The sequence below is a fragment of the Sporomusa intestinalis genome (genome assembly GCF_055383785.1).
This window is the reverse complement of sequence record NZ_AP042390.1, coordinates 709,315-735,435: the sequence shown is the minus strand read 5'-3', so window position 1 is coordinate 735,435 and position 26,121 is coordinate 709,315. Positions and strand designations below refer to the sequence as shown.

The following is a 26,121-nucleotide window of genomic DNA, read 5'->3' as shown; positions in this document are numbered from 1 at the left end:
GGTATATACCTCCTTTCGCCCAAATGTTCCTCCTCATATAATTCCATGGTATCCGGCCATTCATACGTCTTTCCGGGTTCAATGCACAAATTGGCAAATACTGGAAAAATAAAAACACGCTGGAACGCCAGTGCTATTCCATCGTGTTTTGGGCAGAGGTGAGCTGTTGCAGCCTTAGCTTGGAGTACCTGCTAACATGTTACGGACAGCCCTGAACGAAGCAGACCTGATTCCGGCCATTCCGTTTCGAATGATACATAGCCATGTCAGCACTTCTTATCAGGTCAGAAATATCCAGGCCGTCATCAGGGTACATGCTGACGCCAATACTCGCGGAAACGAATACTTCATGATTTCTGATCATAAACGGCTGCCTGCAGGCAATCAGCAGTCTTAGCGCCAGCTGCCGGGCTTGCGCTTTCGTGTTAACCTGCGGCAGAATAATAACAAACTCATCCCCGCCGACCCGGGCAACGGTATCTCCTTCCCGGACATGATTCACAATCCGCTTAGCCAGCTGCTGCAGCAGCTCATCCCCGGCATCATGGCCGTAGGTATCGTTTACAGGCTTAAAATTATCCAGATCTAAAAAAATCACCGCAATCTTTCCTGTCAACCTTTTCGCCTGGGCAATAGCCATCGACAGTCTGTCGTCCAGCAGGCGCCGGTTCGGCAGCCCGGTCAGATGATCATGATAAGCATACTGCTGGACCTGCTCCTCGCTCCGCTTTTCGCCGGTTATATCAGAAACTACAATGGCCAGATAGCCCTGTTTCGGACTATAAATCGAGAGGCGCAGCCATTTTGAACATGGTTGGGAATAATGCTCCAGCAAAGTCGCCTCACCGTGCTGCAGAGCCCGGCTTAAAACAAGCAGCCATTCCGGATTCTCGGCGGCAGTAAAGGGTACAACATCAGTTATTTTTTTATCCATGATTTCTGCTTTCGGTTGGCCTGTAATCTCGGCATAACCATCGTTTACGTCAAGAATAACAAAATCCTGCCAGGCGCCGTCCACGCCGGGGATGGCCTGAAGAAACAAAAAGCCGTTGATCATATGTTTGAACAATAAATGATAGTTTTCTTCACTGTCTTTAAGCTTGGCCTCCATTTGTTTACGGGCTGTTATATCAAGAATACTGCCAACTAAACCTTGCGACCCGTCCACAGTGGTAAACACAGCATGATTAAAAATGACATTCCGCGGCGCACCGGCCGCATCCACGATGACACATTCACAGGTTTGAGGCTGGCCGTCAGATGCCGGGGCCTGACACTCCGCCCCTTGACATAGGGGTAATATTTCCTTTGCAGTTTTGCCGACAATTGCTGTTTTAGGCAACCCGGTCAAGTCAGAAAAAGCTTTATTACACCCAAGGCAGCGGCCATTGTGATCTTTGTAAAAAACCGGGTTGGGGATGGCCTCCATCAGGGTATCCTTAAAGTCCATCGCCGCTTTCGACCGCAGTACCTGGTAGCCAAGATGAGCAATGGTAGACGCGAGTTGGGAAAAAAATTCGACAATGCGGACTACTTTTTCCTCAGATATGACCGGCACCTTGTATAAAGCGGCCAGATATTCGTCCTCGTTAAAACCGAAACGCCGGGCCTGCCGCCGGAAAAACTCCTCATCCGGCTTTGCTGTTAAAAACTGACCGACAAAAAGCGAGGCTAAATGCCGGCCTTCAATGATAATCGGACAGGCGTAGTCAATCAGGCCGTTTTCACACCGGTAACCGGCAAACTGCCCGGCCAGCAGCTGCTGATGTATACGCTGGTCACTGTCATGGCATCTGGCTGCGGTCTCAGGACAAACACGATGAAACTTCTGGCATATATCCTGCCAGCCACTGGCAATTAAAACCACAGAATGATTGTCCAGAATCGCCGAGGGTATTCCGGTTGCAGCATGCATAGAATCAAGCAGTTGCTGCAATTTCGCTATATCAACTAACTCGGGGAACTCCATAGTGCTTACTCTCCCTCACCTAGCGACTTTCTTCATCTTAACATTATTATAGATTATGCAATCCTTTTCTTGCAAACTATATTCATGGCTGTAAACTTTTCGCGCAACAAATTCCAAAACAGAGCAAGCTTCTGGTTTAGTCTACCCCAAGCCGCCGGGGATATTACCCGTCTGCTTACACACGCAGAACCGCTAGCTTTTGCCAATATCGGGAATAAAGCCGCCTTATATCCCTAATCAAAAATCCGCTTCCCTGCCTAATGCGCTGCACATCAACACAGGAAAACGGATTTGCCGTCTCAGCCTTCCTCCCGGGCTTTCAGTTTCGCAATAATACTAAACACATAAATAATTACAAATAAGTTAAGCAAACATAAAACCCACATCATAAGCGTCCATCACCCCGTTTTGTTTTCGCTTCTGGCAATTAGTATATACCATTAGGGACAAATATTTTGATGTTTTTTGTCATCCGTTCCACAATATGGAAATTAATACAGGAAACAAAGCGGAAGTGATAATTGCCGACAAGGTCATACCGATCCCGGCCATCATCCCCTGCTGTTCCCCCTCCATTAGCGCCGTTGCCGTCCCCTGGCCATGGGCAGTCGTGCCCATGGCCAGGCCCCGTATCAGGGGGTTGGTAATTTTCAATAAGGTCAACAGCGTTGGCCCGGCAATTGCGCCTAACGCGCCTGTCACTACCACAAAAGCGATCGCCATATCCGGATCACCGCCATTAACCGCTGCCACCTGGGCAGCAATGGGCGCAGTGACTGATTTGGAACCAATCGCCACAACGATATCTTTAGGCATCCCCAGCATCCGGGTAATACCCATTGCCGTCAGCGAAGTCAACAGGGAAGCAAGACAAACTCCCACAAACACTGTCACCAGATTTTTCTTCACAACAGCCCGGTTGTTGTATAAAGGAACTGCCAAAGCAACAGTGGCCGGCCCCAGCAGCAGAGTCATAAGCTCCTTCCCCGGCCGATAAGCGGCATAAGGCAAATGCAGGGTGAGCAAAACGGCCACAATACAGGCCGAGCTTACAATAACCACATTCAGCAAAGGATTATGGTAGCGCATAAACAGGAACCGGCTGAACAGATAGGCCGTTAAAGTCAGTATAATCAGTAACAAAGTAGTTAGATAATCCATCCTTAATCTCCCCTTTTATCCTTGGACCCGGTTATCCTAAAAACCAGGAAGGCCAGCAGCAGACTGACTGCCATTGATCCAAACAGCCCAATACCATTTACATAAAAGAAATCCCAGTAGTTCATTAAGCCTACCGTAATGGGTATGAAAAAAAATGCCATATGCTTAAGTAAAAAACCGGTGACCATTTGCAATTGCGATACTTTGACAATCCCCAGGCTTAATAAGGCAAACAAAATGGCTATTCCCAGAACACTGCCCGGCAGCGGCAGGTGAAACCACTGAACGATGCTATCCCCCGTAAAGGAAATCAGCGACAGCACGCATAATTGCCACGCTATCGCTTTTAATTTCACTGCCATGTTATTCCCGCCTTTCTTGCCCTGTAAGCAATATAGCTTTCCGCCCGGCAAGGGGCAGCATCGGCCGCCGCTTTCGCTCAGGCCCGGCGCAAGCCGTGCTTTCTTTACCCCATCAGAATGTATAAAAATTCAAAGCTATGATCTAAGGGATAAGAAAAATCTCTACCCGAAAGGGCACAGGCGGCTGCTGCCGGCGTCTTGAAGACTTGGCCTAAGCCAAGTTTTTCTAATGACAAAGAAAGTAGTTGAGTATTATTTTACCAACAGGCAAAATATAAGTAAAATATATAGTTTAGATATTCAGTATAACTAAAATAGATATTGTGCTTATGGCCTGACAGCGGCTGCCCCATTATGCACCTCGCCTGCCGTAGAGAGAAGCTTAATAAATGCGAAACAGCCCCTTTAAAGGGGCTGTTTTTCTGATTTGTTAAGCTCTTCGCTGAATGTCGCTCCCAGCCATTGGCCGACAGCTTGGCCGATAAGCGCCTTCCCCCTGCTGTCCGGATGTAAGCCGTCAGTTGCGTAGTGGGCAGGCATATCCCCTGTCGCGGTTGTGAATATAGGCGCAATATCCACATAGTAGGCTTGCTCCCTGACCCAGTCGTTTACTTTATGCCACTCTTCCTGCCAGTTGTCACTGGTATCCTCGTTAAAAGCCCGTTTTATCAGGACCGGATTCACCGGCGTGAGTGTCAGAAACACGGGCGTGATGTTATTCTCCCGGCATTTTTCCCCCATTTGGCGTAAGTTGCCGATCACTTCCGCCGCCGGTGTGCCGGCGCGAATATCATTAATCCCGCCCATAATAACGAGTATATCCGGCCGGAAGGGCAATACATCCTCATCAAAGCGGGCCAAAATAGTACTGGTTGTATCCCCGCTGCGGCCTAAATTTTTTACCGGCAGGCCTACATAGCTTGTCCAGTCATACACCGGATCACTGGGCGGATTAGAGACCGCCCCGCCGCCATGGGTAACACTGTCGCCCAGTGCGGCCACACGATTGCCCTCCCATTGTACGGTAAAGGTCCGGGCCTCTGACCAGACCCCCAGCTGCTGTCCTTTCGCGTCCAGAGCTCTGACCCGCCACCAGTAGTCTCCCGCAGCGGTAAATGCGTCAGTATCATAATAGTCAAAAGCCGACGCCCCTTTTACCACATAACTCTTTTTGAGCGTACCGGACTGGACTGGCCCGGAAAAAACCTGTACCTCATAGGCCTCTGCCGCCAATACCGGAATCCAGGCATACACGGGATATAAAGGCACTCTGGGCAGAGCCGCCAAATGCGCGGTAATATAGGGGGCGGACGGGTCAATCTCTCCGGCCGTCAACTCCTGCGCGGCAGTAAAGCCGGAAATGGGCTCTCTGTCCAGATTCAAAGCCCGGACCTGCCACCAAATTGTTTCTTCTTTAGGCAAAAGAGCTATATCCAGCTCAACACCGGGGGTATATATTTCCTTACCCAGGATACCCGCAATGAGGTTGTTCTCTCCATTCATCTCGCCCTGTTCCTTGCTAAACACAATTTGGTAAGCAACCGCATCCGGGATCGGCTCCCACACCAGACGGATTTTTTTACCTGTAAGCTCGCCGGGATGGGCCTCGGAAGTGCTGGGCTCGGAAATCGCCGACTGCAGGTAGGGGGTCAATAGCACCAGACAAATTATGATCCCAACAGTTTTCAGCAGCAAAGCACCTTTGTGCCCACGCCATATAGTATGACGCAACAGCCGGTTACGTTTGGAACGCATCATTGGCATTACCTGCCTTGCATTGTATTTCGGTATGCTTTTGTACAGCACCTGAATCACGATAAGCATTATCATAATTCAGGTACATTTTAGCAGACCGGTTGTACCCTGTCAAATTTTGCAGGCTGCGGCCGGCGGCTCAGGCTTTTGTTACACCAGGAACTTTCTCACAGCTTCCTGCAGGTCTGTTGCCAGGTGAGCAAGGCTTTGGCTGGAAGCAGCGATTTCCTCCATCGTTGCCGACTGCTCCTCCGTGGCCGCCGAGACGACCTGAGCTTCCCCGGCTGCGGTTTTGCTCAGGTTGTCAATCCGGTTTACCGAACCGACAATCTGCTGACTGCCAAGTTTCATCTGCTCAATCGCAGCCGATATCTCCGTCACCCGCTCCGATACCTGGGTTACCAGCAGGACAATTTCCTGAAAAGCCTGGCCGGCAGCATTGACCACCTCGGCTCCCAGATTAACTTCGCGGGTGCCCGCATCCATCGCCTGTACCGCTTTGTCCGTATCCCCCTGAATGCCGCCAATCAAGGCGGCGATTTGCTCCGTAGCTGCTTGGGACTGTTCGGCCAGCTTACGTACCTCTTCGGCTACAACGGCAAAGCCGCGTCCCTGCTCACCAGCCCGGGCAGCCTCAATCGCCGCATTAAGAGCCAATAGATTCGTCTGGCCCGCAATACCGGAGATCGTGGCTACGATCTGGCCGATCTCGCGCGACCGCTCCCCCAGCTCACTTACTACCTTGGCCGAATTATTAACAGTTTCTTCGATTTGCGTCATTTGATATACCGCTTTATTGACGGCAGCACTGCCTTCGTTGGCTTTACCGGCTGCCTGAGAGGATTGCCCGGCTACCTCACTGGCGGTTGCCGCAACCTGCTGAATACTGGCTGACATGGCTTCAACCACCGCTGCCGTTTGATTTGCCGCCGCCAGCTGGTCGCCGGCTCCGGCCGCCACAGCAGTAATGGAGATCGCGACCTGATTGGCCGCTTGTGCCGATTGGTCGGCACTGGCGGTCAGCTCCTCACTGGAAGCTGCCAGCTGTTCGGCCTGAGCGTGTACCCTAGCGACAAGGGTACGCAAATTTTCCCGCATTTCCCTGAAGCCTTTGGCCAGTTGACCAATTTCATCTGCGGAGGATATATTAGCCTCCCGCTCCCGCAAGTCACCCTGGGCCAGCAACAGGCATTCATCGCGAATCAGAGAAATCGGTTTGGCAATATATCTGGCGATCATAATAATGCCGGCAGTGGCAACAGCTAAACACAAAATGGCAATAAACAGCATCGCCCTTGCCAGGGTATCTGTTGGCCTGGTCGCCTCGGCCTGCGGGGCCGCCACCATCATGACCCACCGTTGCCCGCCCGGCAGCTCGACCGGTGTGGATACACTGACTCTCTCCACATTATCATTAAAGCGATATACCCCCCGGGCCTGCTTCCCCGTCTGTGCCGCCTCCTTAAACAAGCTGACCAGGCGGTCATCCAGTTCGGAATCCTGCAGCTTAAGTTCCGGATTTATCTTCTTTTCGGAGATATTCAGTTTACCGGCAAGGTCCGGCCGCTTGGGATGGGCGATAATAAGGCCCGAATCGTCACTAAGCTGGCCGTAACCGGTGTCCAGGAAATGCAGGTCTTTAATCATGTCTGTCAGCCTTTCCATGGAAAATGTGCCGACAAGCACCCCGGTCAGCCGGCCCTCATGGGTAACCGGGACCGCCAGAACGACCGCCAGCTTCCCAGTGGCCTTGGATATCAGAGGATCAGAGACAACAGTGGCCTTTGTTGCCAGTACCTTTTTGAAATATTCACGTTCTCCATAGTCAGCCGCAGCGCCGGTACCGGAAATACCTGCGCCGTCCGGTAAAATAAAGATAACGACATCAAAATTTTTAATCCGGGCTTGAAATTCCGCCAGGGCCTGGGCAATCTGAATTTTATCAGCCCCGGCACTCACCTGCTGAACACTGGCCAGACCCTCCAGCTGGGAAATCAGGAGGCTGATGTCGGCCTGCACCCGCCGGGCATAGTCAGTTCCCACCGCCATAGCTGTTTCATCAATACTTGTCGACAGCGACTTGGTGGAGAGAGAATAACTGACTCCGGCTAATACACTTAAAGCGGCTAACACCAATGGCAGCAATACCAGCAACAAGCGTGATTGGATCTTTTTAATTTTCATTTTTTAAGCTCCCCTCTTATGAATTGTAATATTGTCATCAGCACATATGATCAACATGCTAAAAATAAAAAAATCGTCATATGCCTGTTGCCAAGGCTGACGAATACTCCGTTAGAACAATAGCAACCTGGCAGTCATAGAATGTGTGACTTTCGTTAGACCCATGGCTTTGCGTCCTTACCTTTCAGTAAGTTTGCCAATATTTTATTGGGAGCTGCTGTGCCTATACGGCGTTTACCTCATCCAGCATCGTAACAACCTCAAGATTTTTTTCCCTGTCAAGATCAATTAAATCCCCGCTTTCCAGTTGAACCACCGGTCTTAATTTTAACAGTCCGTTTAACAGTACTACCTTGGCTTTGCTGCCATCATTCAGCAGCACCGAACTGCCGATGAGAAAACCCCGGATATGAGCCAGAAAAATCAGGCAGATCTGAGGATTAAGCTTGTCATACATCTGATCCAGAATAACCTCAACCACGGTAAAAGGCGGCACCTTCTTCCTGTACACCCGCTCGGTGCTCATTGCGTCATAGATATCGGCAATGGCAACAATCTTGGCGTAGATATGTATTTTCTCCCGGGATAAGCCCAAAGGATAACCACTGCCGTCTTCCCGCTCATGATGCTGCAATATCCCCAGTTTTACCTCTTCCCTTATTTCCAGACAGTCATCCAATAAATGATACCCGTGGGTAGGATGGGCCCGGACAACTGCCATCTCTTCCGGGGTAAGCTTTCCCGGCTTGTCCAGTATGCCTTCAGGGATTAGCACCTTGCCGATATCGTGCAGCAGCCCTGCCAATATGATGTCTTTCAGATTTTTCCCGGTAAATCCCATCCATTTGCCAATAATACCGGCGATGATTGCCACATTAAGCGAGTGCCGGAAAGTATATTCATTGTGGGCTTTAACATTATGCAAATCATCTATGACCCCGACAATGTTGACAATCAGTTCGATATAGTTTTCGACTAATTCCTCGCACTCTGCCATCGGCACCTCTTTAAAAGCCCGGACTTTTTTAAAGGTTTCCTCTACTGATTTCAGCGTATCCCCATACATACTAAAAAACCGGTAATTGGAGGATAAGCTGTTATCAGGCAACACAATACTGACGTACGATATTTTCCAGTTGCCGAGATTATCAATAAAGTCCTCTGTCAAAAATACCCCTTGCTCCAGCAGAACTTGTCCTGTATCAGCCAGAACCGGCTGGGCTATGATCATACCTGGCTTAAGTTCTTCTACCCGTAATAAGTGTTGGTTCGGGAACATCTTATCCTCCGTTCAAATAAAATAGTACCTAACTAGTCACAACAGCCAGGTACTTAATTATTCCGAGTGAGTTTCAACCCGCCTATTGTAGATTCTCTTCTGCTATGACCGCTATGTGGTGGAATGGTATTCTTGGGGGCAATTAAAATCCTGCATATTATTTCAAATTCATACATAATTCTACAATACTTTCCTTGTTAATACTATTGGAGTAGAGTACAAAAAAAACCGGTGTCTATTGTTGCCGCATAACAATGACCCTGGTGCCGGCAAATTCAATTATGCTCACCTGTCTCCGCTCGCTGTAATTTCCATATCTTCAAATACAAAACCAGCAATACCTTGGTCTCCATTTTATCCAGCGACATCCCCAAAAAATCCTCAATCCGCCTTTTTCGCCAAATGACCGTATTATGATGGATGAAAAGCTTCTGCGATACGGCCTTTAGATTTATCTCCTCCAGTATCAATTCCAGCGTGTATAACAGGTTGCTGCCCCGCGCCTGGTCATATTCGGCCAGGCGTCCGATCGTATTTTGCACAAGGGTGCAGGTATTTTCATCATGGAGCAGCTGAAAAGCGACTTCATAAATCCCAATATCATCACAATGCACCACTTGCGCGCAATTGGAAGCGGCAACAACAACGGCCCGGTTCGCCTTCTCATAGCTGTCCCGGAACCGGATTGGATTCCCTGACGCCCCGGAAATGCCGACTTTGGCACTGATATGAGGGAAAAGCACCTTCATTTCGCAAATCAGCTGACTGGCAAACTCAATTTGCCTTTGCTTACAGGTTATGCCTGCCTCTGCCAGCGTTACCAGCAGAATGATATCATCATTAAATTTCCAGGTGCAGCCCATCTCCTTTTCCGCCAGCCAGACTAATACGGCCTGCTTGCCTGCCGTTTTAGCATTGGCATCAGCGGCAGGACCTGCCGGCTTATGCGTCAGCTGAATCACAAAGCAGCAATGTTCGGCTTTTGTTTCAATGCCAAATTCGTTAAGGGCCTTGGTTATATATTCCGGTGAGTAGGCATTAACCAGCAGCTTATTTAAATAGGCACTGCGACTGTTCAATTGGTTGGAAAACACCAAATCCTTCTCTACCCGTAAAATCCGGTTTTCCGTCTGCTTCTGTTCGGTAATGTCCTGGGTCGTCCCGAACAGGCTGGTAAAGACGCCTTGCTCATTGGCAAGTGATTTGACCCGGGCCCACAGCCAGCCAACCGTCCGGTCGGGTCTAACGATTCTGAACTCTGATTCCACAAAGCCCTTCCGGGCCACCTCATTCGTCATATTTACGATTTCTAAATCCTCCGGATAAATCCGGCTCAGGTAAAACTCCATCGTAGGGATAAAGGACTGAGGCAGAAAGCCGAAATTTTTATACTGCTGATCAGACCAGTTTAGCTCATTCGTAACAAAATCCCATTCAAAGTACCCCAGTTTGGCAATATTCTGAGCCAAGCTAAACTTCCGGCAGGCCCGGGTCAGCTCATCTCTTGCCCGCCGCTCCTGCGTCATGTCGCGGACAATTCCCAGTATTGTCGCCACATCTCCCTGGGAGTTGTTTTCCGGCAGATAGGAAATATGATAAGACCGTGTACTGCTGCGTAGTTGAAAAACCGCTTTAGCCGCCGTTGCCACAGCCCGCTTAAAATAATGGTCACATTTTTCATATATTCTTTTCTCTAACCCCAATTCCCGGAGGTTTTTGCCAAGGAACTGATTTGGTGGCCTGCCCAGATACAAATCATTATACAGAATATTCAAAATATAACCATTACAATCCCAGCGTGTCACCAAAACAGGCATGTCGTCTCCATTGTATTCTGCACGATTATCAGGCATCCTCTTGTTCTCCCAAAAACAAATTTGACAATGTAATACCATTTACAGTAACTAAGTCACTGCTGCCGGCCAGCTATGCCAAAGCTGCTGCATAGTAAAGTCCCCTCCTTGCCTCTTGGATAATTGTAATAATAGAACGAACTTCATCGGCAATCAATCCATCATTTATTATTCTGTAAAACAAGACAAAGCCCTGCCGACCACGGGAAACACTTTATTGTAAGCCAAACTGCCGCTTACAGGGTTATGGCCCGGTAAAATTCAAGCTATGAATGAAGTAAAAATAATAACAATTTCACAGTCAAATGACTCCCCGATTGATCGGAGAGTCATTTTGATTTATAGATATTGAGTGGTCGTCCTTGCAACCGTTCCGGTTTATACGTTGAAATTAATAAAAAAATTCAAATTTCGTCATGTAGGTTTTGCCCAGATTACCGGAAGCCAGGTTTGTCAGCTTTCTATTCTTAATATTGAGGTCCTGCCCCTCAATGGTCCAGATGATATTCTTACTTATTGTGCTTTGCAGCGCTACGAACAGGCCTTTAATATTATCACTGCCTTTGGCAACGGTTGAGTAGGGATCCCCGCCATAACTGACTGCCTGAGCATCAAAGCCGCCGGCACCGGCTGGAATGGCACCGGCATCAATGCTGCGATAGGACACCGACCAGCCAAAGTCCCCTGTTTTTTTAGCATCTACCAGGAGCTTGCCCCCGTAAAAAACGGGCGGCATTTTAGTAGCGTTGGTAAGCTCCACTGCCCAGCCTTTCGGATTGTCAGGAAGACCGGCGGCCGCATGCTTAAGGCTTGTAGACAGATAATCGCCGATTAACATGACCTTGCCCAATTTAGCGTCAAAGCCGAGATTCCAGCCGGTGGCTTGCGTAAATATCGTCGCGGCAGTAGTGGCAGTTCCAAAAATGCCGGTGTTGGTGTTGCCGGTACCGCTGAGATTACCGGTACCGGGGTCATCAGACCAGTAATAACCGGCCTTCCAACTCACTGAATCGCCTGCTTTTCCCGAGAACTGAGCGGTGGTGACAGTGTTTGCATCGCCGCTGTCCCCTGTACCAGTGCCTTGATTGGTATTCCCCCTGACATTATTCACTGAACCGGTAAATAAAATATCGCCCAAGTTCTTATCGACACGAACACCGTCCACACCGATGGCCTTACTAAACAGGCCATGACTAAAACTATCATACGGAAAACGCCCGATCCGGACTTTATCCAGGCCGAGAACGTTATTAGCATTAACAGCTAAGATGTCAAAAGAAGCATTGCTGCCATCATTGCCATTATTGTAATTGCCGGCTTTGCCGGTGGCCGATAACCGGGCCATCCAGGAAACCTCATTATTAATAATTCCCTGTAATTTGACGCGTTGCCGGAAATCAAAGCTGTCTGAGCCATGCAGCTTGGTTCCGCCTGCTTTGGGGTCATTTCCCAAATAGCGGAGCCTTGTTTCGCCACTGACCCAGGTGTTGGTCTTACTTTCCACTTTGGCCATCCGTGCACCCAACCGGTTAAGTTCGGCAGCAAATTCAATCGACAGTTTGTCAATCAGTTCCTTGTTGGCGTCATCGGCTTTATCAAACTTATCCATTGCTTTGGCGACAATAATGGCAAGCTCATATCGGCTTAACGTCCTGGCACCCTGGAAAGAGTTGTCGGTATAGCCGTCGACCAGTCCGGCTTTAGCTAGTTTGGCCACAGCATCATAGGCCCAGTGACTGGCGTCAACATCACTGAAAGATTGGCTCGCAGCCGCATAAACGGTAGCGGGCAACACCGGTGTGCCTGTCATTACGACAGACATTAAAGCTAAAGGAACAACTGGCAGCCACTTTTTTGTCTGTTTCATATCATTACCTCTTTCCAGCGTTAATTATAGCGACCATATTTTTCCACCGCATCAAAGAACACTTTCACATTCTCATGTTTGGCGTTCATTGGCAGCGTGCAACCAGAGGAATAAATCAGCCCTTCGCCATTGCGGAATGTAGTAAGCAACTTCTTACAATACTCATCCATCTCACTGGGCGAGGCTACTGTAAACAGTGCCGGGGCTACGTCCCCTTTAATCGAGCAGTGACCTCTCAGGATTTCATACGCTTTAAATATGTTGGTCGTACTATCAAGCTCCAGCACAAATTTCCCTTGTGGCAATTCCAGAAAATATTCCAGATTCTCGGTCCAGTCGGAGTCAAAATGCAGTATGGGGACAATATTTTTCTCGGCCAGCCGGTTGATAATATCTTTCAGATAGGGCCAGGCAAACCTTTCAAAATTTTTCTTGGCGATAAACTGCCCGCTGCATCTGACGCCGCCGTAGAATACCCGGTTAATTCCGGTTGCCTCCACCCCCTTTACCGCTGCGTCAACGGCTGCATCATTGCAGATCCACATTAATTTCTCCAGTTGACTGCCTATTTGGTACATATCTTTAAAAAATTTTTCGATCGATCGCATCATTGAAAAAGCATCAAAGGGGGTAAGACCCGCCCACGAGGCCCAGGTTGCGCTTTGACCACGGCGATGGGTGGCTTCCAGTTCAGCCTGGCGCAGTCTTGCCAGTTCTTGTAATCCGGCCAGAACCTCTTCCCGGGTTTTGTTATGGGCCCGCTCCAGGAAAGTCAGCCGATATTCCATAAATCCTTTTTCTGCCAATAATGCATAGTCGTCACGGGTTAAGGCCTCAATTTCAATCATCTGGTACTGGGCATTGTCAGGCAGGTCCACGCCCGGGTATTTGCACCGCATGGAGCCGACCACCTTTGCCACCGGACCGTAGCGCAGTTGCTGCATATAGGCGTTGCTGTCCCAAATAGGATAGGCTTCCTTGACTTTATCGATAGCTGCCATGCACTTATCCCAGTCCCAGAGAAATTCCCGGTTAGTAATACCGACAAATTGTCCGGCGTATTGTTCGATCAGCGGCGCACAACATACCCGGTCCACTGGCTGAAGATTGATCGATGCAACAATTCGTTCTTCCGCAGTCATAGTGTCTTTAGCCATTTTATCTCTCCTCCAATACTCTTAGCTAGTTTTACCAGATCGCCTCAACAAACCTGATCAAGCTTTATTCTGGATTGCCTGTAGTAAATGCCCTATCCCTACAGACTTGAGGCTGTATTTGACAGTTGGGTTGACAGACTGGTAATCTCTTCAATAGTGGCATTTACCTCCTGGATGGCCGCCGAGGTTTCTTCGACCACCGCGAGCGTAGCCTGGGAATCATGGGCGGTCTCATTCATTGATTTTTCAATTTTCAAAGTCAGATCTTTGATTTGCTGAACCGTTTGTTTTGACTCTTCCGACAGCTTGCGAATTTCTTCTGCCACAACGCCAAACCCTCTGCCCGCATCCCCAACCCGGGCCGCCTCAATTGCCGCATTCAGACCCAGCATTTTCGTTTCATCGGCAATCGTTTTGATAAACGCCATAACCTGGTTGATTTGTTCCAGCTGCCCTTTTACCAGATCAATTTCCTGATGAAGATGGTTCTGATTACTGCATACATCATTCGTTGCGGCAGCAATCTGTTGCATGGAGGCAGCTACACCGGTTAACCCCTGTTCCAGCGACCGGGAAAACTCTTTCAGATCATTTGCCAATTTGCGTGGCAATACCAGAACGAAGGTTCCCATCACCTCACCGGTTGCCTCATCAAGCAGCGGAGTAGCGGCAGAAAGGACCGGGAAACCATAGAGCGACGAATCAACCTCTTGAATGACCAGTTGCTTTTGTTTGATAGCTTGCGCAGAAACGCTGCCGTCGCGGTTTGGCGTGCCTATCTGGATTTGCTCCATGTCAAATTTCTTCGACCCCTGCCTTTTGACACAAGAGTCCTTATTGGTCACACACAAAAATCCGCCCTCTGACAATTGCTCAGCCAGTACCGGCGCGAAAAAGTCGAACGCCTGAACAATCTTATGCTGCTGGGGTACAGCCAACCCCCAGGTGCCGATTACCTTGGTATTACTGTCATCCCAGACCGGTATACCCAGGACCCGGATTCTGATACCCAGGCCATATACACCGCCATCCAGGTTGCGAATGACGTTTTTCCCGGTTTGGATCGTCTCGTCGGTGATGGTGCCTTTCCTGTTCGGCGTTCCCGGCTCTGTACCAGGGATATCAAATCTGTCCGCTAACTTAAAGGTTACTTTCTCAAGGTCTGAGGTAAGGAAACAGGCTCCCTCGGCAAAAGAATGGCTGATGATTTGAAAAACTGCCCGCAAACACTCCAAATCTCCGGCATGCATCCGCAAATTATTCAATTCCATATTCTTTTATCCTCTCATTAATCTATTGCACCCTGACTGTTCTTCACCCAGCCTTTATTTTCTTAAATTCCTCCGTCAGTATCGGCAGCACTTCCACCACATCACCAACGATGCCGAAGTCGGCCATAGTAAAGATCGGCGCATCAGGGTCCTTGTTAATGGCGATGATGATGTCCGCAGAGGACATCCCGGCCAGATGCTGAATAGCACCAGAGATGCCGCAGGCAAAGTAGATCTTCGGTCCAACCGTTTTACCAGTCTGGCCAACCTGATGCAACGCCGGTTTCCAGCCGGCATCCACTACCGCCCGCGATGCGCCCACTGCGGCGCCCAGGACGTTAGCCAGGTCTTCTACCAGGCAGAAGTTTTCTATTTTCCCCAGGCCACGTCCCCCGGCTACGATGATCTCAGCTTCTTCCAGATTACAGGCGGTGGTACAAACACGCACTATGTCGATGATTTTAGTCCGGATACTGGCGGCCTGGACTTTGCTGGCTACGCGGATGATGTCACCGGTTTTTCGGTAATCCGGAACCGGGCGTTTGAACACCGACGGCCGGACCGTACCCATCTGCGGCCGGTGTTCCGGACACAGTATGGTGGCCATGATATTGCCGCCGAAAGCCGGCCGGGTCCAGGCCACCAGCCCTGTTGCCGCATCAATGCCCAGGCCGGTGCAGTCGGCGGTGAGACCGGTACCTACGCGGCAGGCGACCCGCGGCCCGAGGTCACGCCCGTCATTAGTCGCCCCAAGCAGGATAACCGACGGCTTGTACGTTCCGATCAGGTCAGTAAGTACAGCGGTGTAGCCGTCAGTGTTATAATGGGCCAGTTCAGGCGCTTCCACTACATAAACCTGGTCTGCACCTGCGGCAAACACCTCTTTAGCTAAATGTTCGACCTGCCCACCGATGAGTACTCCTGCCAGGCTTTGGCCCATGACATCAGCCAGATTACGGCCTTCGCCCAGCAATTCAAGGCCAACGCTGCGCGGTTTTCCTGCCCCGGCTTCAACATACACCCAGACATGTTTATATTCGTTTTTGCCCATAGCCACTACTTTAGCCTCTGCATCGCGGACAATGGCTCCCACTGGACAGCTGTCAATACAGGCACCGCACTGGGTGCAGGTTTCCGTGATATCGGCTTTTCCGTCCTGGATAATAATGGCTCCGAACAGGCACCCGGCTTCACAGGCGCCGCAGCCTATGCACTCAGCTATTACTTTTACAGCCACTTTTCGTTCCCCCCGGTTTAAACAATTTTTGCGTCAGACAGACTTTGGAGCAACGCGGACACAGCTTCCCGCGCCGTGTCCCGTTGGATGAGCACACCTTGAACGCGCCGGGGCGGAGTAAATATTTTCTGTACTTGTGTAGGCGAGCCGGTAAGGCCAAGCCGCTCTGCTTTCACGTCAAGGTCTGCCGCCGTCCACACAGGAATTTCGGTGCGATTGGCCTTTATCGTCCCTTTCATTGAAGGATACCGCGGTTCATTGATCGACTTGACCACAGAGATTAAAACAGGCACCTTGACTTCGATAACCTCATAGCCATCTTCCTGCTCGCGTTCGACCCGGGCAGTGTTGCCGTCAATCTCGATTTTGGCGGCATAGGTAACCTGGGCTACACCCAGATGTTCCGCAATTTCCGGCCCCACCTGGGCAGTGTCGCCGTCAACAGCTTGCTTGCCACAGATGATTACATCATAGATACCGAGCCGGCGAATGGCCGCTGCCAGGGTGTAGCTGGTTGCCAGCGTATCGGCGCCGCCAAAAGCCCGGTCACTAATGAGAATTGCCGTATCGGCGCCCATCGCCAGGCATTCTTTCAGGGCATCCTTGGCTTGCGGCGGTCCCATTGACAGCACGGTGACTTTGCCGCTATGCTTTTCCTTTAGCTGCAAAGCCGCTTCGACGGCATTCTTGTCAAACGGGTTGACGATACTTGGTACACCCTGCCGGATGAGAGTGTTGGTGGCCGGATCAATTTTTACTTCGGTGGTGTCAGGGACCTGCTTGACACATACTATGATTTCCATCTATTCGCCTCCGTCAAACTATTTCTATCCCAGTACCATCCTACTAACGACGATCTTCTGAATCTCCGTGGTTCCATCGGCAATAACCAGCAGACGGGCTTCCCGCAGGTACCGCTCAATCGGATACTCTTTCATATAACCGTAACCGCCATGAATCCGCATGCACCTGTCAGTGCACCATACGGCAACTTCAGTGGCATAATACTTGGCCATAGCCGATTCTTTGCCGACTGGCTGACCGGCATCATACAGGGATGCCGCGCGGTAAGTCAGGGAACGGGCTGCTTCCAGCTTGGTGGCCATTTCAGCGATATAAAAGGCAATCTGCTGATGTTCGGCAATTGGTTTACCAAAAGTCTGGCGCTGTTTCGCATAGGCTACGGCAGCCTCCAGACTGGCCTGGGCGAGACCAATGGCCATAGCAGCACAACAAATGCGCCCCTGATCAAACGAGTACATGGCCAGATGCATTCCCTTCCCCACTTTGCCCAACAGATTTTCAGCAGGTATCCGACAATCCTGGAAGATCAGTTCGCGGGTAGTAGAGGCGCTAAAGCCCATTTTTTCTTCTTTTTTGCCAAAAATAAAGCCAGGAGTTCCTTTCTCCAGAATAAATGCACTGGGACCTCTCACCCCCTCTTCCTGAGGGGTCTTGGCAAATATAACATAGATATCGGCAATCCCGCCGTTGCTGATAAAGCATTTCGAGCCGTTAAGCACCCAGGAGTCTCCCTCCCGCACGGCGGCAGTCAGCATGGCACCGGCATCTGAGCCCGACCCCGGCTCGGTCAGCCCGAAGCCGCTTAATTTTTCACCGGTAGCCAGGGGAACCAGATATTTTTGCTTTTGTTCCTCAGTACCGGCATATTCCAAGCATTCAGCCGGTCCCTGTAACCCGATAACGAATGCTACGGCCGCGTTTGCTTTGGCTACCTCCTCCAGGGCAATCACCCGGGTCAGCAAATCACTACCTGCGCCGCCGTATTTTTCGGCTACTGAAAGTCCCATAAGGTTCAATTCGGCGCACTTTTTCAGGATGTCCGGGGGAAATTCACCCGTAATGTCCATTTCCTGGGCATGGGGAGCCAATTCTTTTTCCGCAAACCCCCGTACCATTTTCCGCATTAATTCATGATCTTCTTCTAAAATAAATCCCAAGACACAACCTCCACTCTAATCGTTTATTTAGATTATTCTGTAACTATCATCTATAAGATGATGCCTTTTTCCCGGAGAGCGGCAATCTCTGCCGCACTATAACCGCAGACCCTGGTAAGAACGGCTTCTGTATCCTGACCAAGCGCCGGTGCACCACGCCATACCCGGCCTGGGGTCTTATCCATCTTGGGAACAATGCCGACGGCTTTGACTGTTCTCTTGGTCGTCTGATCTTCATACTCAATGATATCCTGGCGATCAAGCCAGTGTTTGCTGTTGACAATATCCTCAGCATCAACCACTACCTGTGCCGGCACTTTGAATTTGGACATATGCTCTTCCACTTCCTGGGCGGTGCGCTCGGATATCCACTGCCGGAGAATACGATCAAGCTCACGGCCCGCTTCCGATTCGACGGCCTCCGGACTGGAGCTGCAGGCCTCAAAGCTATAGACGTTAGGGTCTAAATCCATTGCTTTGATAAACCGGGCGTATACCGCAGGGCCAACTACCCCGACCACAACCTCTTTATCTTTGGCCTTAAAGATGTTATAGGGCTGCACATTGAATTGCTTGTTTCCCGATCTTTTCCGCATAATTCCCTCGTTGGCCCACAACACGACATAATCGGCAATGAATTTCGACTGGGCTTCAAACTGTGCTACATCAATGACTTGTCCTTGCCCGGTTTTCTGAGCATGGATGTAGCCGGAAAGCGCACCGAAGACGGCAAACATTGACGAAACATAATCGTTTAATCCTGGGTTGCCTCTTGAGGGCGGACCGTCGGGATCGCCATTAAGGGTTAACCAGCCGCTGGCCGCCTGCCCAATGACATCAAAGGAACCCCGGTCGCAGAGTTCGGGGCTGCCGCCAAACCGGGCTTTCCCGTAACCGCTGATGTGAATGATAACCAGCGCCGGATTGACCTGCAGTAAATCCTCGTCCTTAATGCCGAGTTTATCGGTCCAAACTACATTTTCCATCCAAACGTCGCTGTTTTTAATCAGGGCAAAAAACACTTCCCGTGCTTCTGCTACTTTTAAATTTGTCTCTAATGTTATGCTAAGCCTGTTTCTGGCGTCCTGTATCCAGGATGCTCCCACCTTTTGTCCATTTTCACCAGTAAGAAACGGACTGAATAAACGGTAAGGGTCGCCGCCGCCGGGACGTTCGATATAGAATACTTCAGCGCCAAAGTCAGCCATCATCGTAGCTGCATAGGGCATTGCGAGATGGCCGCCGGTTGTAAGTACCCTCATGCCCGACAAGGGGCCAAAGGCCGGGGCTATCGCCGGTGCCGGTACTTTCTTAACATCTTCCCACTTCTTCATAATCTTCTCCTCCCATTTCCTATAAGATAACTTATTTACCTTGAAAGACCGGTTGCCGTTTTTCCAAAAAAGCCTGCATACCCTCTTTCCGGTCTTCCGTGTCATAGAGCAGGGCTGCTGCATGGGCTTCATAATCCATCGCATCATAAGTTACCATACGTTCAGATTTTTCAAGCACCTTTTTGGCCAGTTTGACGTTGATTTGCGGCTTACCGGCTAAAACCAGCGCTACTTTTTTAGCTTCATTTACGACGTCTTCACTCTTCACAACCTTATAGACCAGGCCAAAATGGTGGGCTTCTGCCGCTGTTAGATTCTCCCCCAGTAAAACGAGGCGCTTAGCCAGCGACAGCCCCAGCTTTTTGGGCAACCTGCTCATGCCGCCGCCCCCTGGCAAAACTCCCACATTGATTTCAGGAACACCAAATTTAGCATGTTCAGCGGCGATCAAAAAATCAAAGGCCAGCGACATTTCAAACCCACCACCAAGAGCCACACCGTTAATCGCGCCGATTGTAGGGATTTCCAGGTTTGCCATCTTGTTAAACAGGCTTTGCAGTCTGGCAAGAAACCAATAAGAGTCGATTGGTTTCGCAATATCTCCCGCATCCTTGAGATCCACCCCGGCGCAAAAGGCTTTACCTTGGCCGGTGAATACAACAGCCCTGATTCCCTTGTCATTGGCTATGTCCCGGATAACTGCTTCCAGCTCATCCAGCATTTGATAACTTAACGCATTAAATTGCTCCGGCCTGTTAAAACAGATTAAGGCAACAGCCGCCTCTTTTCCCAACAGAATCGAGTTATATTGTTTCATTTTTTTACTATTCAGCATCCTTTCTAACCATCGTAACAGCCTTGCCGTCTATTACCATTTCTCCCCGTTGGTTGGCAACTGTCGTTTTGATAATCAGCCTTCTTTTGGCGTCGATTTTTTCGATTACCTCGGCATAAGCAGTGATGGTATCGCCGACTAATACCGGCTTAAGAAACTTTATTTCCTGTGAAAGATACAAACCATTCGTTCCCGGCATGCAACGCCCCATCAGAGTAGAGATGAACGAGGCTGTCAGCATGCCGTGCGCAAGGCGCTTGCCGAACACGGTTGCTTTAGCAAATTCTTCATCAACATGTATGGGATTAAAGTCGCCAATAATCCCGGCAAAGTTAACAATATCGGCCTCAGTAATGGTTTTGGTAATTGACGCACTCTCGCCGATTTCAATTTGATCATATGGCCGGGTTAGTACAGTGGTGGTGTGCAATGGCATAACATTTCACGCTCCCTTTTGTATTTTTTCATGCGCAAAGCCGTCTGCGACAGGTCTGCCCATGGCTCACATAATTCGGCAGATTGCTCTATTTGGTTAGTAATTATCAGGCATTGGCATTAAGCCTATCAACCTTTGGCTTACGCATAAGTTTCCACATAGTGGCGGCACAGACCAGGGTAATCACCAAAATTCCTGTTTGAACCCACATAGCGGTGGTGAAGGCCTCGACCGGATAAGGCGTCCGGCCTTTAGCAACAGAATCAATAATCAAACCCCAGATCTGGTTGAAAACCCCGGCGCCAAAAATCCAGGAGAAAGTGTTCACTCCCCCTATTGCTGTACCAACCATCTCCCCTGACACCAGCTCCCGGACACAAGACATCCCGCCGACAACCGCAAACATCTGGACAAAACCGATAATTGAATATATGACTTGCAATTCCAGTACACTTAGATTACGAAGATTGAGCAGCATGTACAGCCAGGTAACAAGGAACAGCACCCCCGTCGCGACCATAACACCGGTACTGCTGATTCTTTTGCAAATTCCACCGGCCACTAAGCTGCCTGCCACCAGGCCAAAAGCAGAAACGGTCAGTATACCGGAGATGGTCCCCTTGTCAAAACCATAGACATTGGCCAAAAGAATACCACCCCACATGGAGGCGATTACCTGGCCGGTTGAATTAGTGCCGAGAAAGAATAAACCAATAATCCATAAGCGTGGCATCGCCAGCAGCTTTTTGGTCGCCTCCATCCAGCCCATAGTGGGTGCGTCCGCTTCCTTCTCTTTAGCAACTTCTTCCCCGGCCAGTTCATCCGGTGTCGGCAAACCGATATCAGCCGGACGATCCTTGACAAAGAAATAAGCCACAACCGTCATCGCCAAAGTACCGGCGGCAATAATCACGAAGGATGTCCGCCAGCCGAAGTCATTCATCAAAAGCTGCAGCGGTGCGGTGGCAAAAAAGCTTCCCAAGCCGCCAAATCCTAAATACCCGCCGTAATACAGGGGAAATTGTTTAACAGTAAACCAGGAGGAGATCAACTTAATGCCGGCAATCATCAGCCCTGCCGTACCGACAGCAACAATCATCCGCCCCACAATGACCATAGTGAGAGAATGGGCGGCACTAAAAACGTAGCAGCCGATAACAAGCAACAGGAGACAGGCAAGCAACGTTTTCCGGGGCCCGACAATATCCACTACTGCCCCGGAAGGAGCATTCCCGATCGCATACGCCCAGAAAAATGCCAGCCCGACCAGCCCCCACTGGGATGCTGTAAGCTGCAAATCCTTGATCAGTTCAGGCCCCATAATTGCGGGGGCCCCCCGGGAAAACGCGATAAGCATGTACGCCACAACAACAATGATATAGAGAGGAATCTGGTTTTGTTTTAATTTACGAATCAAGGCATCCTTATTCATGTCCATACTGAATGCGCCTCCTAAATTAGTTATAAAGACAAAGGAACGCTGTACGCAGCTATTAAACAACTATCTCTCCTCTCTTTTTAAATTGACCCGCGTCTTTGGCCAACCACCCCCCTTACAGTAAAAATCAAGATCGATTGTGCCACTTAGGAATAAAGCAAGAAATGTGCCAATCGCGAAATCGCTTAAATAACACCTGCCTGTTGCTTCTGATACCGCTTGTTTAGCCTGGATCTGCCTGGAAAATATGCGTCAAAGCCGCTAGGCTGGTTAACAGGCTTTCCGCCAGTGCCTGTGCAAAATATCAATTTATTCCAGTACGGTTGTGCAATCTTACATAGCCGGAGTATAAAAGAACGCATAAAATAGCATGGCAATGATCCCCGTCATTGCCGTCAGCAAAATTGAGATAATCAAGCCGGTTTTTATGACCTGGCTCTCAATGCCCATAGCATCAATGGTAGCAGCTGCGTTCTGCAGCTTGGTCGGGGCGATCAGGCTGGCCAAACCGGCGCCAACAGCAGAAGCCGCATTAACCATCAGGGGATCAATATGTAGCGCTTTCGCCGTTAACAGGTGATATTTTGCGAGCATTCCGATTGTCGAGGTTTCACTGCTGGTGACAAACCCGCCAAACAGGCCCAGGAACGCGCTGATAAACGGATAAAAACCGCCAAAGGCAAAAATCGACCCCTGTGCTAATACCCCGATCATATTAAGGACTGGCCTGGCGTCCTCGATAGCCCCGCCAAAGATATGCGGTCCGGAATTCATCATCACAAAGCTGATGGCAAAAAACACTGTGGAGGAGATGAACGGCCTGGGGGCACGCTGCCCCCATTTAATCAGGGTATGTTTCCATACCGCTCCACCTGTCTTCATAAAAATCGCTGCTACAATGGTGCTGATCAGCACCCAGGTGCTGCCGTTCCAAAGCAGTCTTGTCTTAATTACCTGGCCCGGCAGCACCGAGACGGCCATGTCCCATTGATTAAACACCAGGTTATATAAGGGCTTATAGAAATTGATTACCAGCAGCGTCGTAACGAGGATAATCCAGGGCAGGAGCGCCGTTGTCAGCGACATTTCCTGCTCAACTTTCAGGTCTGCCTGACTTAACACCGACCTGTCTATAATTGGTTTTCCCTGCATTTTCAGGTACAGCAGCAGCATCAGCATTGTACAAAAACCGGCAATAACCCCGGTCAATAAAACAGCGCCATTTAAAAAGGGGATGTAGGCGATCGCGATCGCCACTCCGCCGTTGGTAGCCCCGGCTAACATACAGGGGATAAAGCCGGCTTTCATCAGCTTGCTTTTGCCCACAATCCACAGCATGCCAAAGCCGATAGCGGTGGAAATTACCGGCATAAATGCGGCGAAGGCCTGCGCTGTCCGGACAATAGTGGTGCCTGTCATATCCGAAAACACCACCAAAGAGATACCTAACAGCGCATAGGTGCACAGTGAATCATAACCAATTGCCGGCAAGGCGACTGCCACAAAGGGCGAATAGCCCAAAGCAATCATAATGGGAGGAAGAATGGATACCGGCGTAGCGCCCACTGAAACCAGCAATGTCCCTGTTCCCATACTGATAAACAGGATTTGTACAGCCTTGTCGGTAGACGCAAGGGTCTTTATGCATACGCAGATTCGCTTCAGGGCACCGGTAGCTTCCATGAAGGTAATCTGCAAGATAGACGCAACAATCATCAGCGATATCCCCAGTGAAGCAACAACACCGGCCAGACTGGCCCGGAGCGTCATTTCCGGAGCGGTGTTAAAAAAAACAATGGCAATCAGGGAGGCCAGCACCCACCCGATAAGTCCGCTATGATCCACCGCCGTCTTCTTCACGGTCATTAAAATGAAAACCACAATAATAGGCAACAGCGCCAACATAATAGCTAACAGCAAATTCCCCGGACCTCCCCTGCCCTAGCGGTAAGTAATGATTTCTGCTTTGCACTTTTCATATTTTTTTCACTGTCCCTTCTTTTTGAATCATCTAAATATTTCGCCTTTATATAACGCATAAACTGTGCCAGCCGGTAAATTTCCGCTAATGATCATCAGTCCCCCCCGCAAACCCGGTCTTATCCGCCGCTTAGTAATACATTGCCAATAGACAAATGCCGGGATAAGGAAACCCTCGCCCACAAGAATGTGCAAAACATCAATTTTTTTCAAATCCAGTTATGCACTATTGCATAATAGATTGCTTGAACAACAAAGGATAGCCTCAAAAAAAAAACCGCTATCCGCGGTTTTCTTTTTGAGGCTATCCTCTTGATAAACAATATTTTTGTTTTTTCCTGGTCAACGTCGAGATATCAATACCAAGACTATCAGCAGCATCCTTAAGGGTCTCATGCTGGGTTAGAACGTTAACGATCAGATCACGCTCATACTCCTCAAGCGCCCCTTTTAAGGTCACCTTACCGGTAGTATTCGGTACAACGCCTTTTCTTTGCAAAGCTTCCAAAACATTCATTGGCAGATTATGCACTTCAATCACATGATCTGGTGTCATCACCACAAGATATTCAATCAAATTCTGCAGTTCACGTACATTGCCCGGCCAATCATACCTCACAAAACAATCAAGTACAGCCGGGCTTATAGTATGTTTAAAGTCATAACGTTCATTAAAGACTTGAAGAAAATACAAACCCAGCGGTAAAATATCGCCCTTTCTCTCGCGCAAGGGGGGGATAACAATAGGAATAACATGCAGCCGATAGAAAAGATCCGCCCGGAATGCACCATTCTTCACCTGTAGCTCTAAATTCTTATTTGTTGCCGCAATGATCCGGGCATTTGTCTTGAGTTCTTTCACGCAGCCTACACGCATAAAGGTTTTATCCTGAAGAACATTTAAAAGTTTTACCTGGAGGCTTAAGGGAAGCTCAGCAATTTCATCTAAAAACACAGTTCCATTGCCGGCAATCTCAAATAACCCGGGCTTGCCATTTTTATGAGCACCGGTAAAGGCACCGGCCTCATATCCAAACAACTCTGACTCTAACAGCTGCTCAGGTATCGCTCCACAGGATATTTTTACAAAAGGTTGTTGCCTTCGTTTGCTGACGCCTTGAATAAGGCGGGCGATCATGCCTTTGCCTACACCGGATTCCCCCATGATTAAGATGGTAGAATCCACCTGAGCCACCCTGATTGCTGTGGTCAGGACACTTTGCATGGCAACACTGCGCGTGATAAATTGCTTCAATTCTTTTTTATACTCAAGCCCTTCAGTCACTAGAAAATCATTCCTTTTCTGAAGGGCCGCAATGGCTGCTTCGCGCCCAAGCTCATTCAGATCTTCAAGATCCCGTATATTACACACAACATAAGTAATCTGTTTTTTATCGGCAAACACCGGACTGACCGTCACCAGGAACGATTGCTTTACATCCGGGTTCTGCAGAAGATGGGTAATTCTCTGGCCAGACCGAGCCACCTCCTGGCATACGCTTCGCATTTCCTGCCAGTATGCCTCATCAAGCTTATTAAGTAACACGCCGCCGCGCTGAAACACTTCCCCGGCGCTATCAAATATTACAATGCCATCATACGAAGCGTCCAATAAGCGGTCTAGCGCGCTAGTCCTGATGTATTCCCGGTGTTTTCTTTCACCAAACGTCATTATAACCCCCCTGACCAGGTTCAGTATGACGGACAACCAAAGGACAAATGATGATTGCGCCAAAGGTGTCTCTGAAATGAAATGTTCATTCCACGGCGTATACATCATGTGCTGATTGATCTTTCAATGCAATTGAACCCCTGTCATCATTCGTATATGGAAAACTGCGAATAATTTGAATATTTTTTTCAAAATTATATCATGCATCCGGCTGCGCTTATAATATAGATTTCTTTTCAAAGTTTCAACACTCCTTAATCCATTTCCTCCTTGTGCCGCAGAAGAAGAGGAACAAACAAAGATACGTCGAAAAGTAACAGAGAATGTTCAACACTAACCTTGACAAAGCTGCGAGAATAAATATAACCCC

19 protein-coding genes and 1 riboswitch are annotated in these 26,121 nt (G+C 49.3%); all 19 genes read right to left on the bottom strand.

The features are described from left to right. Window positions 1-199: 199 nt before the first annotated feature. Window positions 200-1,969, bottom strand: coding sequence for a PocR ligand-binding domain-containing protein (locus ACZ481_RS03475; RefSeq protein WP_464768793.1), 1,770 nt, complete (start codon window positions 1,967-1,969; stop codon window positions 200-202). A 468-nt stretch (window positions 1,970-2,437) separates the two neighbouring features. Then, a complete protein-coding gene (locus ACZ481_RS03470) occupies window positions 2,438-3,130 on the bottom strand; it encodes an LrgB family protein (protein WP_464768792.1) in 693 nt (230 codons plus the stop codon). Window positions 3,131-3,132: 2 nt separating this feature from the next. Continuing rightward, window positions 3,133-3,492 carry a CidA/LrgA family protein gene (locus tag ACZ481_RS03465; RefSeq protein ID WP_464768791.1) on the bottom strand — a complete coding sequence of 120 codons (360 nt, stop codon included), beginning with the start codon at window positions 3,490-3,492 and terminating at the stop codon, window positions 3,133-3,135. 405 nt (window positions 3,493-3,897) lie between these two features. Beyond that, window positions 3,898-5,322 (bottom strand): SGNH/GDSL hydrolase family protein, encoded by a 1,425-nt coding sequence (locus ACZ481_RS03460; RefSeq protein ID WP_464768790.1) that lies wholly within the window; start codon window positions 5,320-5,322, stop codon window positions 3,898-3,900. A 75-nt stretch (window positions 5,323-5,397) separates the two neighbouring features. Next, on the bottom strand, window positions 5,398-7,431 hold the full coding sequence (locus ACZ481_RS03455) for a methyl-accepting chemotaxis protein (RefSeq protein WP_464768789.1): 2,034 nt from the start codon (window positions 7,429-7,431) through the stop codon (window positions 5,398-5,400). 118 nt (window positions 7,432-7,549) lie between these two features. Next, window positions 7,550-7,639: riboswitch (cyclic di-GMP riboswitch) on the bottom strand. 15 nt (window positions 7,640-7,654) lie between these two features. Continuing rightward, complete coding sequence (locus ACZ481_RS03450; protein WP_464768788.1) at window positions 7,655-8,710, bottom strand: HD-GYP domain-containing protein; 1,056 nt, start codon at window positions 8,708-8,710, stop codon at window positions 7,655-7,657. A 275-nt stretch (window positions 8,711-8,985) separates the two neighbouring features. Further along, on the bottom strand, window positions 8,986-10,563 hold the full coding sequence (locus ACZ481_RS03445; RefSeq protein WP_464768787.1) for a PAS domain-containing protein: 1,578 nt from the start codon (window positions 10,561-10,563) through the stop codon (window positions 8,986-8,988). A 391-nt stretch (window positions 10,564-10,954) separates the two neighbouring features. Continuing rightward, window positions 10,955-12,430 carry an S-layer homology domain-containing protein gene (locus tag ACZ481_RS03440; RefSeq protein ID WP_464768786.1) on the bottom strand — a complete coding sequence of 492 codons (1,476 nt, stop codon included), beginning with the start codon at window positions 12,428-12,430 and terminating at the stop codon, window positions 10,955-10,957. A 20-nt stretch (window positions 12,431-12,450) separates the two neighbouring features. Continuing rightward, on the bottom strand, window positions 12,451-13,587 hold the full coding sequence (locus ACZ481_RS03435; protein ID WP_464768785.1) for a uroporphyrinogen decarboxylase family protein: 1,137 nt from the start codon (window positions 13,585-13,587) through the stop codon (window positions 12,451-12,453). A 98-nt stretch (window positions 13,588-13,685) separates the two neighbouring features. After that, window positions 13,686-14,858 (bottom strand): methyl-accepting chemotaxis protein, encoded by a 1,173-nt coding sequence (locus ACZ481_RS03430; RefSeq protein ID WP_464768784.1) that lies wholly within the window; start codon window positions 14,856-14,858, stop codon window positions 13,686-13,688. A gap of 43 nt (window positions 14,859-14,901) precedes the next feature. Further along, entirely contained in the window at window positions 14,902-16,095 is a 1,194-nt protein-coding gene (locus ACZ481_RS03425; protein WP_464768783.1) for an FAD-binding protein, read from the bottom strand. A gap of 17 nt (window positions 16,096-16,112) precedes the next feature. Next, on the bottom strand, window positions 16,113-16,898 hold the full coding sequence (locus tag ACZ481_RS03420; RefSeq protein ID WP_464768782.1) for an electron transfer flavoprotein subunit beta/FixA family protein: 786 nt from the start codon (window positions 16,896-16,898) through the stop codon (window positions 16,113-16,115). A 24-nt stretch (window positions 16,899-16,922) separates the two neighbouring features. Further along, window positions 16,923-18,056, bottom strand: a complete 1,134-nt coding sequence (locus ACZ481_RS03415) for an acyl-CoA dehydrogenase family protein (protein WP_464768781.1) — start codon at window positions 18,054-18,056, stop codon at window positions 16,923-16,925. A 50-nt stretch (window positions 18,057-18,106) separates the two neighbouring features. Beyond that, window positions 18,107-19,390, bottom strand: coding sequence for a CaiB/BaiF CoA transferase family protein (locus ACZ481_RS03410; RefSeq protein WP_464768780.1), 1,284 nt, complete (start codon window positions 19,388-19,390; stop codon window positions 18,107-18,109). Window positions 19,391-19,421: 31 nt separating this feature from the next. Then, complete coding sequence (locus tag ACZ481_RS03405) at window positions 19,422-20,207, bottom strand: enoyl-CoA hydratase/isomerase family protein (RefSeq protein ID WP_464768779.1); 786 nt, start codon at window positions 20,205-20,207, stop codon at window positions 19,422-19,424. Between the two features lie 7 nt (window positions 20,208-20,214). After that, window positions 20,215-20,661, bottom strand: coding sequence for a MaoC family dehydratase (locus ACZ481_RS03400; protein ID WP_464768778.1), 447 nt, complete (start codon window positions 20,659-20,661; stop codon window positions 20,215-20,217). Between the two features lie 106 nt (window positions 20,662-20,767). Then, window positions 20,768-22,099, bottom strand: coding sequence for an MFS transporter (locus ACZ481_RS03395; RefSeq protein ID WP_464768777.1), 1,332 nt, complete (start codon window positions 22,097-22,099; stop codon window positions 20,768-20,770). Window positions 22,100-22,432: 333 nt separating this feature from the next. Continuing rightward, window positions 22,433-24,019: an L-lactate permease gene (locus tag ACZ481_RS03390; RefSeq protein WP_464768776.1), complete on the bottom strand. Its 1,587-nt coding sequence runs from the start codon at window positions 24,017-24,019 to the stop codon at window positions 22,433-22,435. 364 nt (window positions 24,020-24,383) lie between these two features. Continuing rightward, a complete protein-coding gene (locus ACZ481_RS03385; protein WP_464768775.1) occupies window positions 24,384-25,751 on the bottom strand; it encodes a sigma-54 interaction domain-containing protein in 1,368 nt (455 codons plus the stop codon). Window positions 25,752-26,121 lie beyond the last annotated feature (370 nt).

Coding starts and splice junctions, on each gene's coding strand:
- ACZ481_RS03475 (WP_464768793.1), bottom strand. CDS start 1,969: ATGGAGTTCCCCGAGTTAGTTGATATAGCGAAATTGCAGCAACTGCTT.
- ACZ481_RS03470 (WP_464768792.1), bottom strand. CDS start 3,130: ATGGATTATCTAACTACTTTGTTACTGATTATACTGACTTTAACGGCC.
- ACZ481_RS03465 (WP_464768791.1), bottom strand. CDS start 3,492: ATGGCAGTGAAATTAAAAGCGATAGCGTGGCAATTATGCGTGCTGTCG.
- ACZ481_RS03460 (WP_464768790.1), bottom strand. CDS start 5,322: ATGATAATGCTTATCGTGATTCAGGTGCTGTACAAAAGCATACCGAAA.
- ACZ481_RS03455 (WP_464768789.1), bottom strand. CDS start 7,431: ATGAAAATTAAAAAGATCCAATCACGCTTGTTGCTGGTATTGCTGCCA.
- ACZ481_RS03450 (WP_464768788.1), bottom strand. CDS start 8,710: ATGTTCCCGAACCAACACTTATTACGGGTAGAAGAACTTAAGCCAGGT.
- ACZ481_RS03445 (WP_464768787.1), bottom strand. CDS start 10,563: ATGCCTGATAATCGTGCAGAATACAATGGAGACGACATGCCTGTTTTG.
- ACZ481_RS03440 (WP_464768786.1), bottom strand. CDS start 12,430: ATGAAACAGACAAAAAAGTGGCTGCCAGTTGTTCCTTTAGCTTTAATG.
- ACZ481_RS03435 (WP_464768785.1), bottom strand. CDS start 13,587: ATGGCTAAAGACACTATGACTGCGGAAGAACGAATTGTTGCATCGATC.
- ACZ481_RS03430 (WP_464768784.1), bottom strand. CDS start 14,858: ATGGAATTGAATAATTTGCGGATGCATGCCGGAGATTTGGAGTGTTTG.
- ACZ481_RS03420 (WP_464768782.1), bottom strand. CDS start 16,898: ATGGAAATCATAGTATGTGTCAAGCAGGTCCCTGACACCACCGAAGTA.
- ACZ481_RS03410 (WP_464768780.1), bottom strand. CDS start 19,390: ATGAAGAAGTGGGAAGATGTTAAGAAAGTACCGGCACCGGCGATAGCC.
- ACZ481_RS03405 (WP_464768779.1), bottom strand. CDS start 20,207: ATGAAACAATATAACTCGATTCTGTTGGGAAAAGAGGCGGCTGTTGCC.
- ACZ481_RS03400 (WP_464768778.1), bottom strand. CDS start 20,661: ATGCCATTGCACACCACCACTGTACTAACCCGGCCATATGATCAAATT.
- ACZ481_RS03395 (WP_464768777.1), bottom strand. CDS start 22,099: ATGGACATGAATAAGGATGCCTTGATTCGTAAATTAAAACAAAACCAG.
- ACZ481_RS03385 (WP_464768775.1), bottom strand. CDS start 25,751: ATGACGTTTGGTGAAAGAAAACACCGGGAATACATCAGGACTAGCGCG.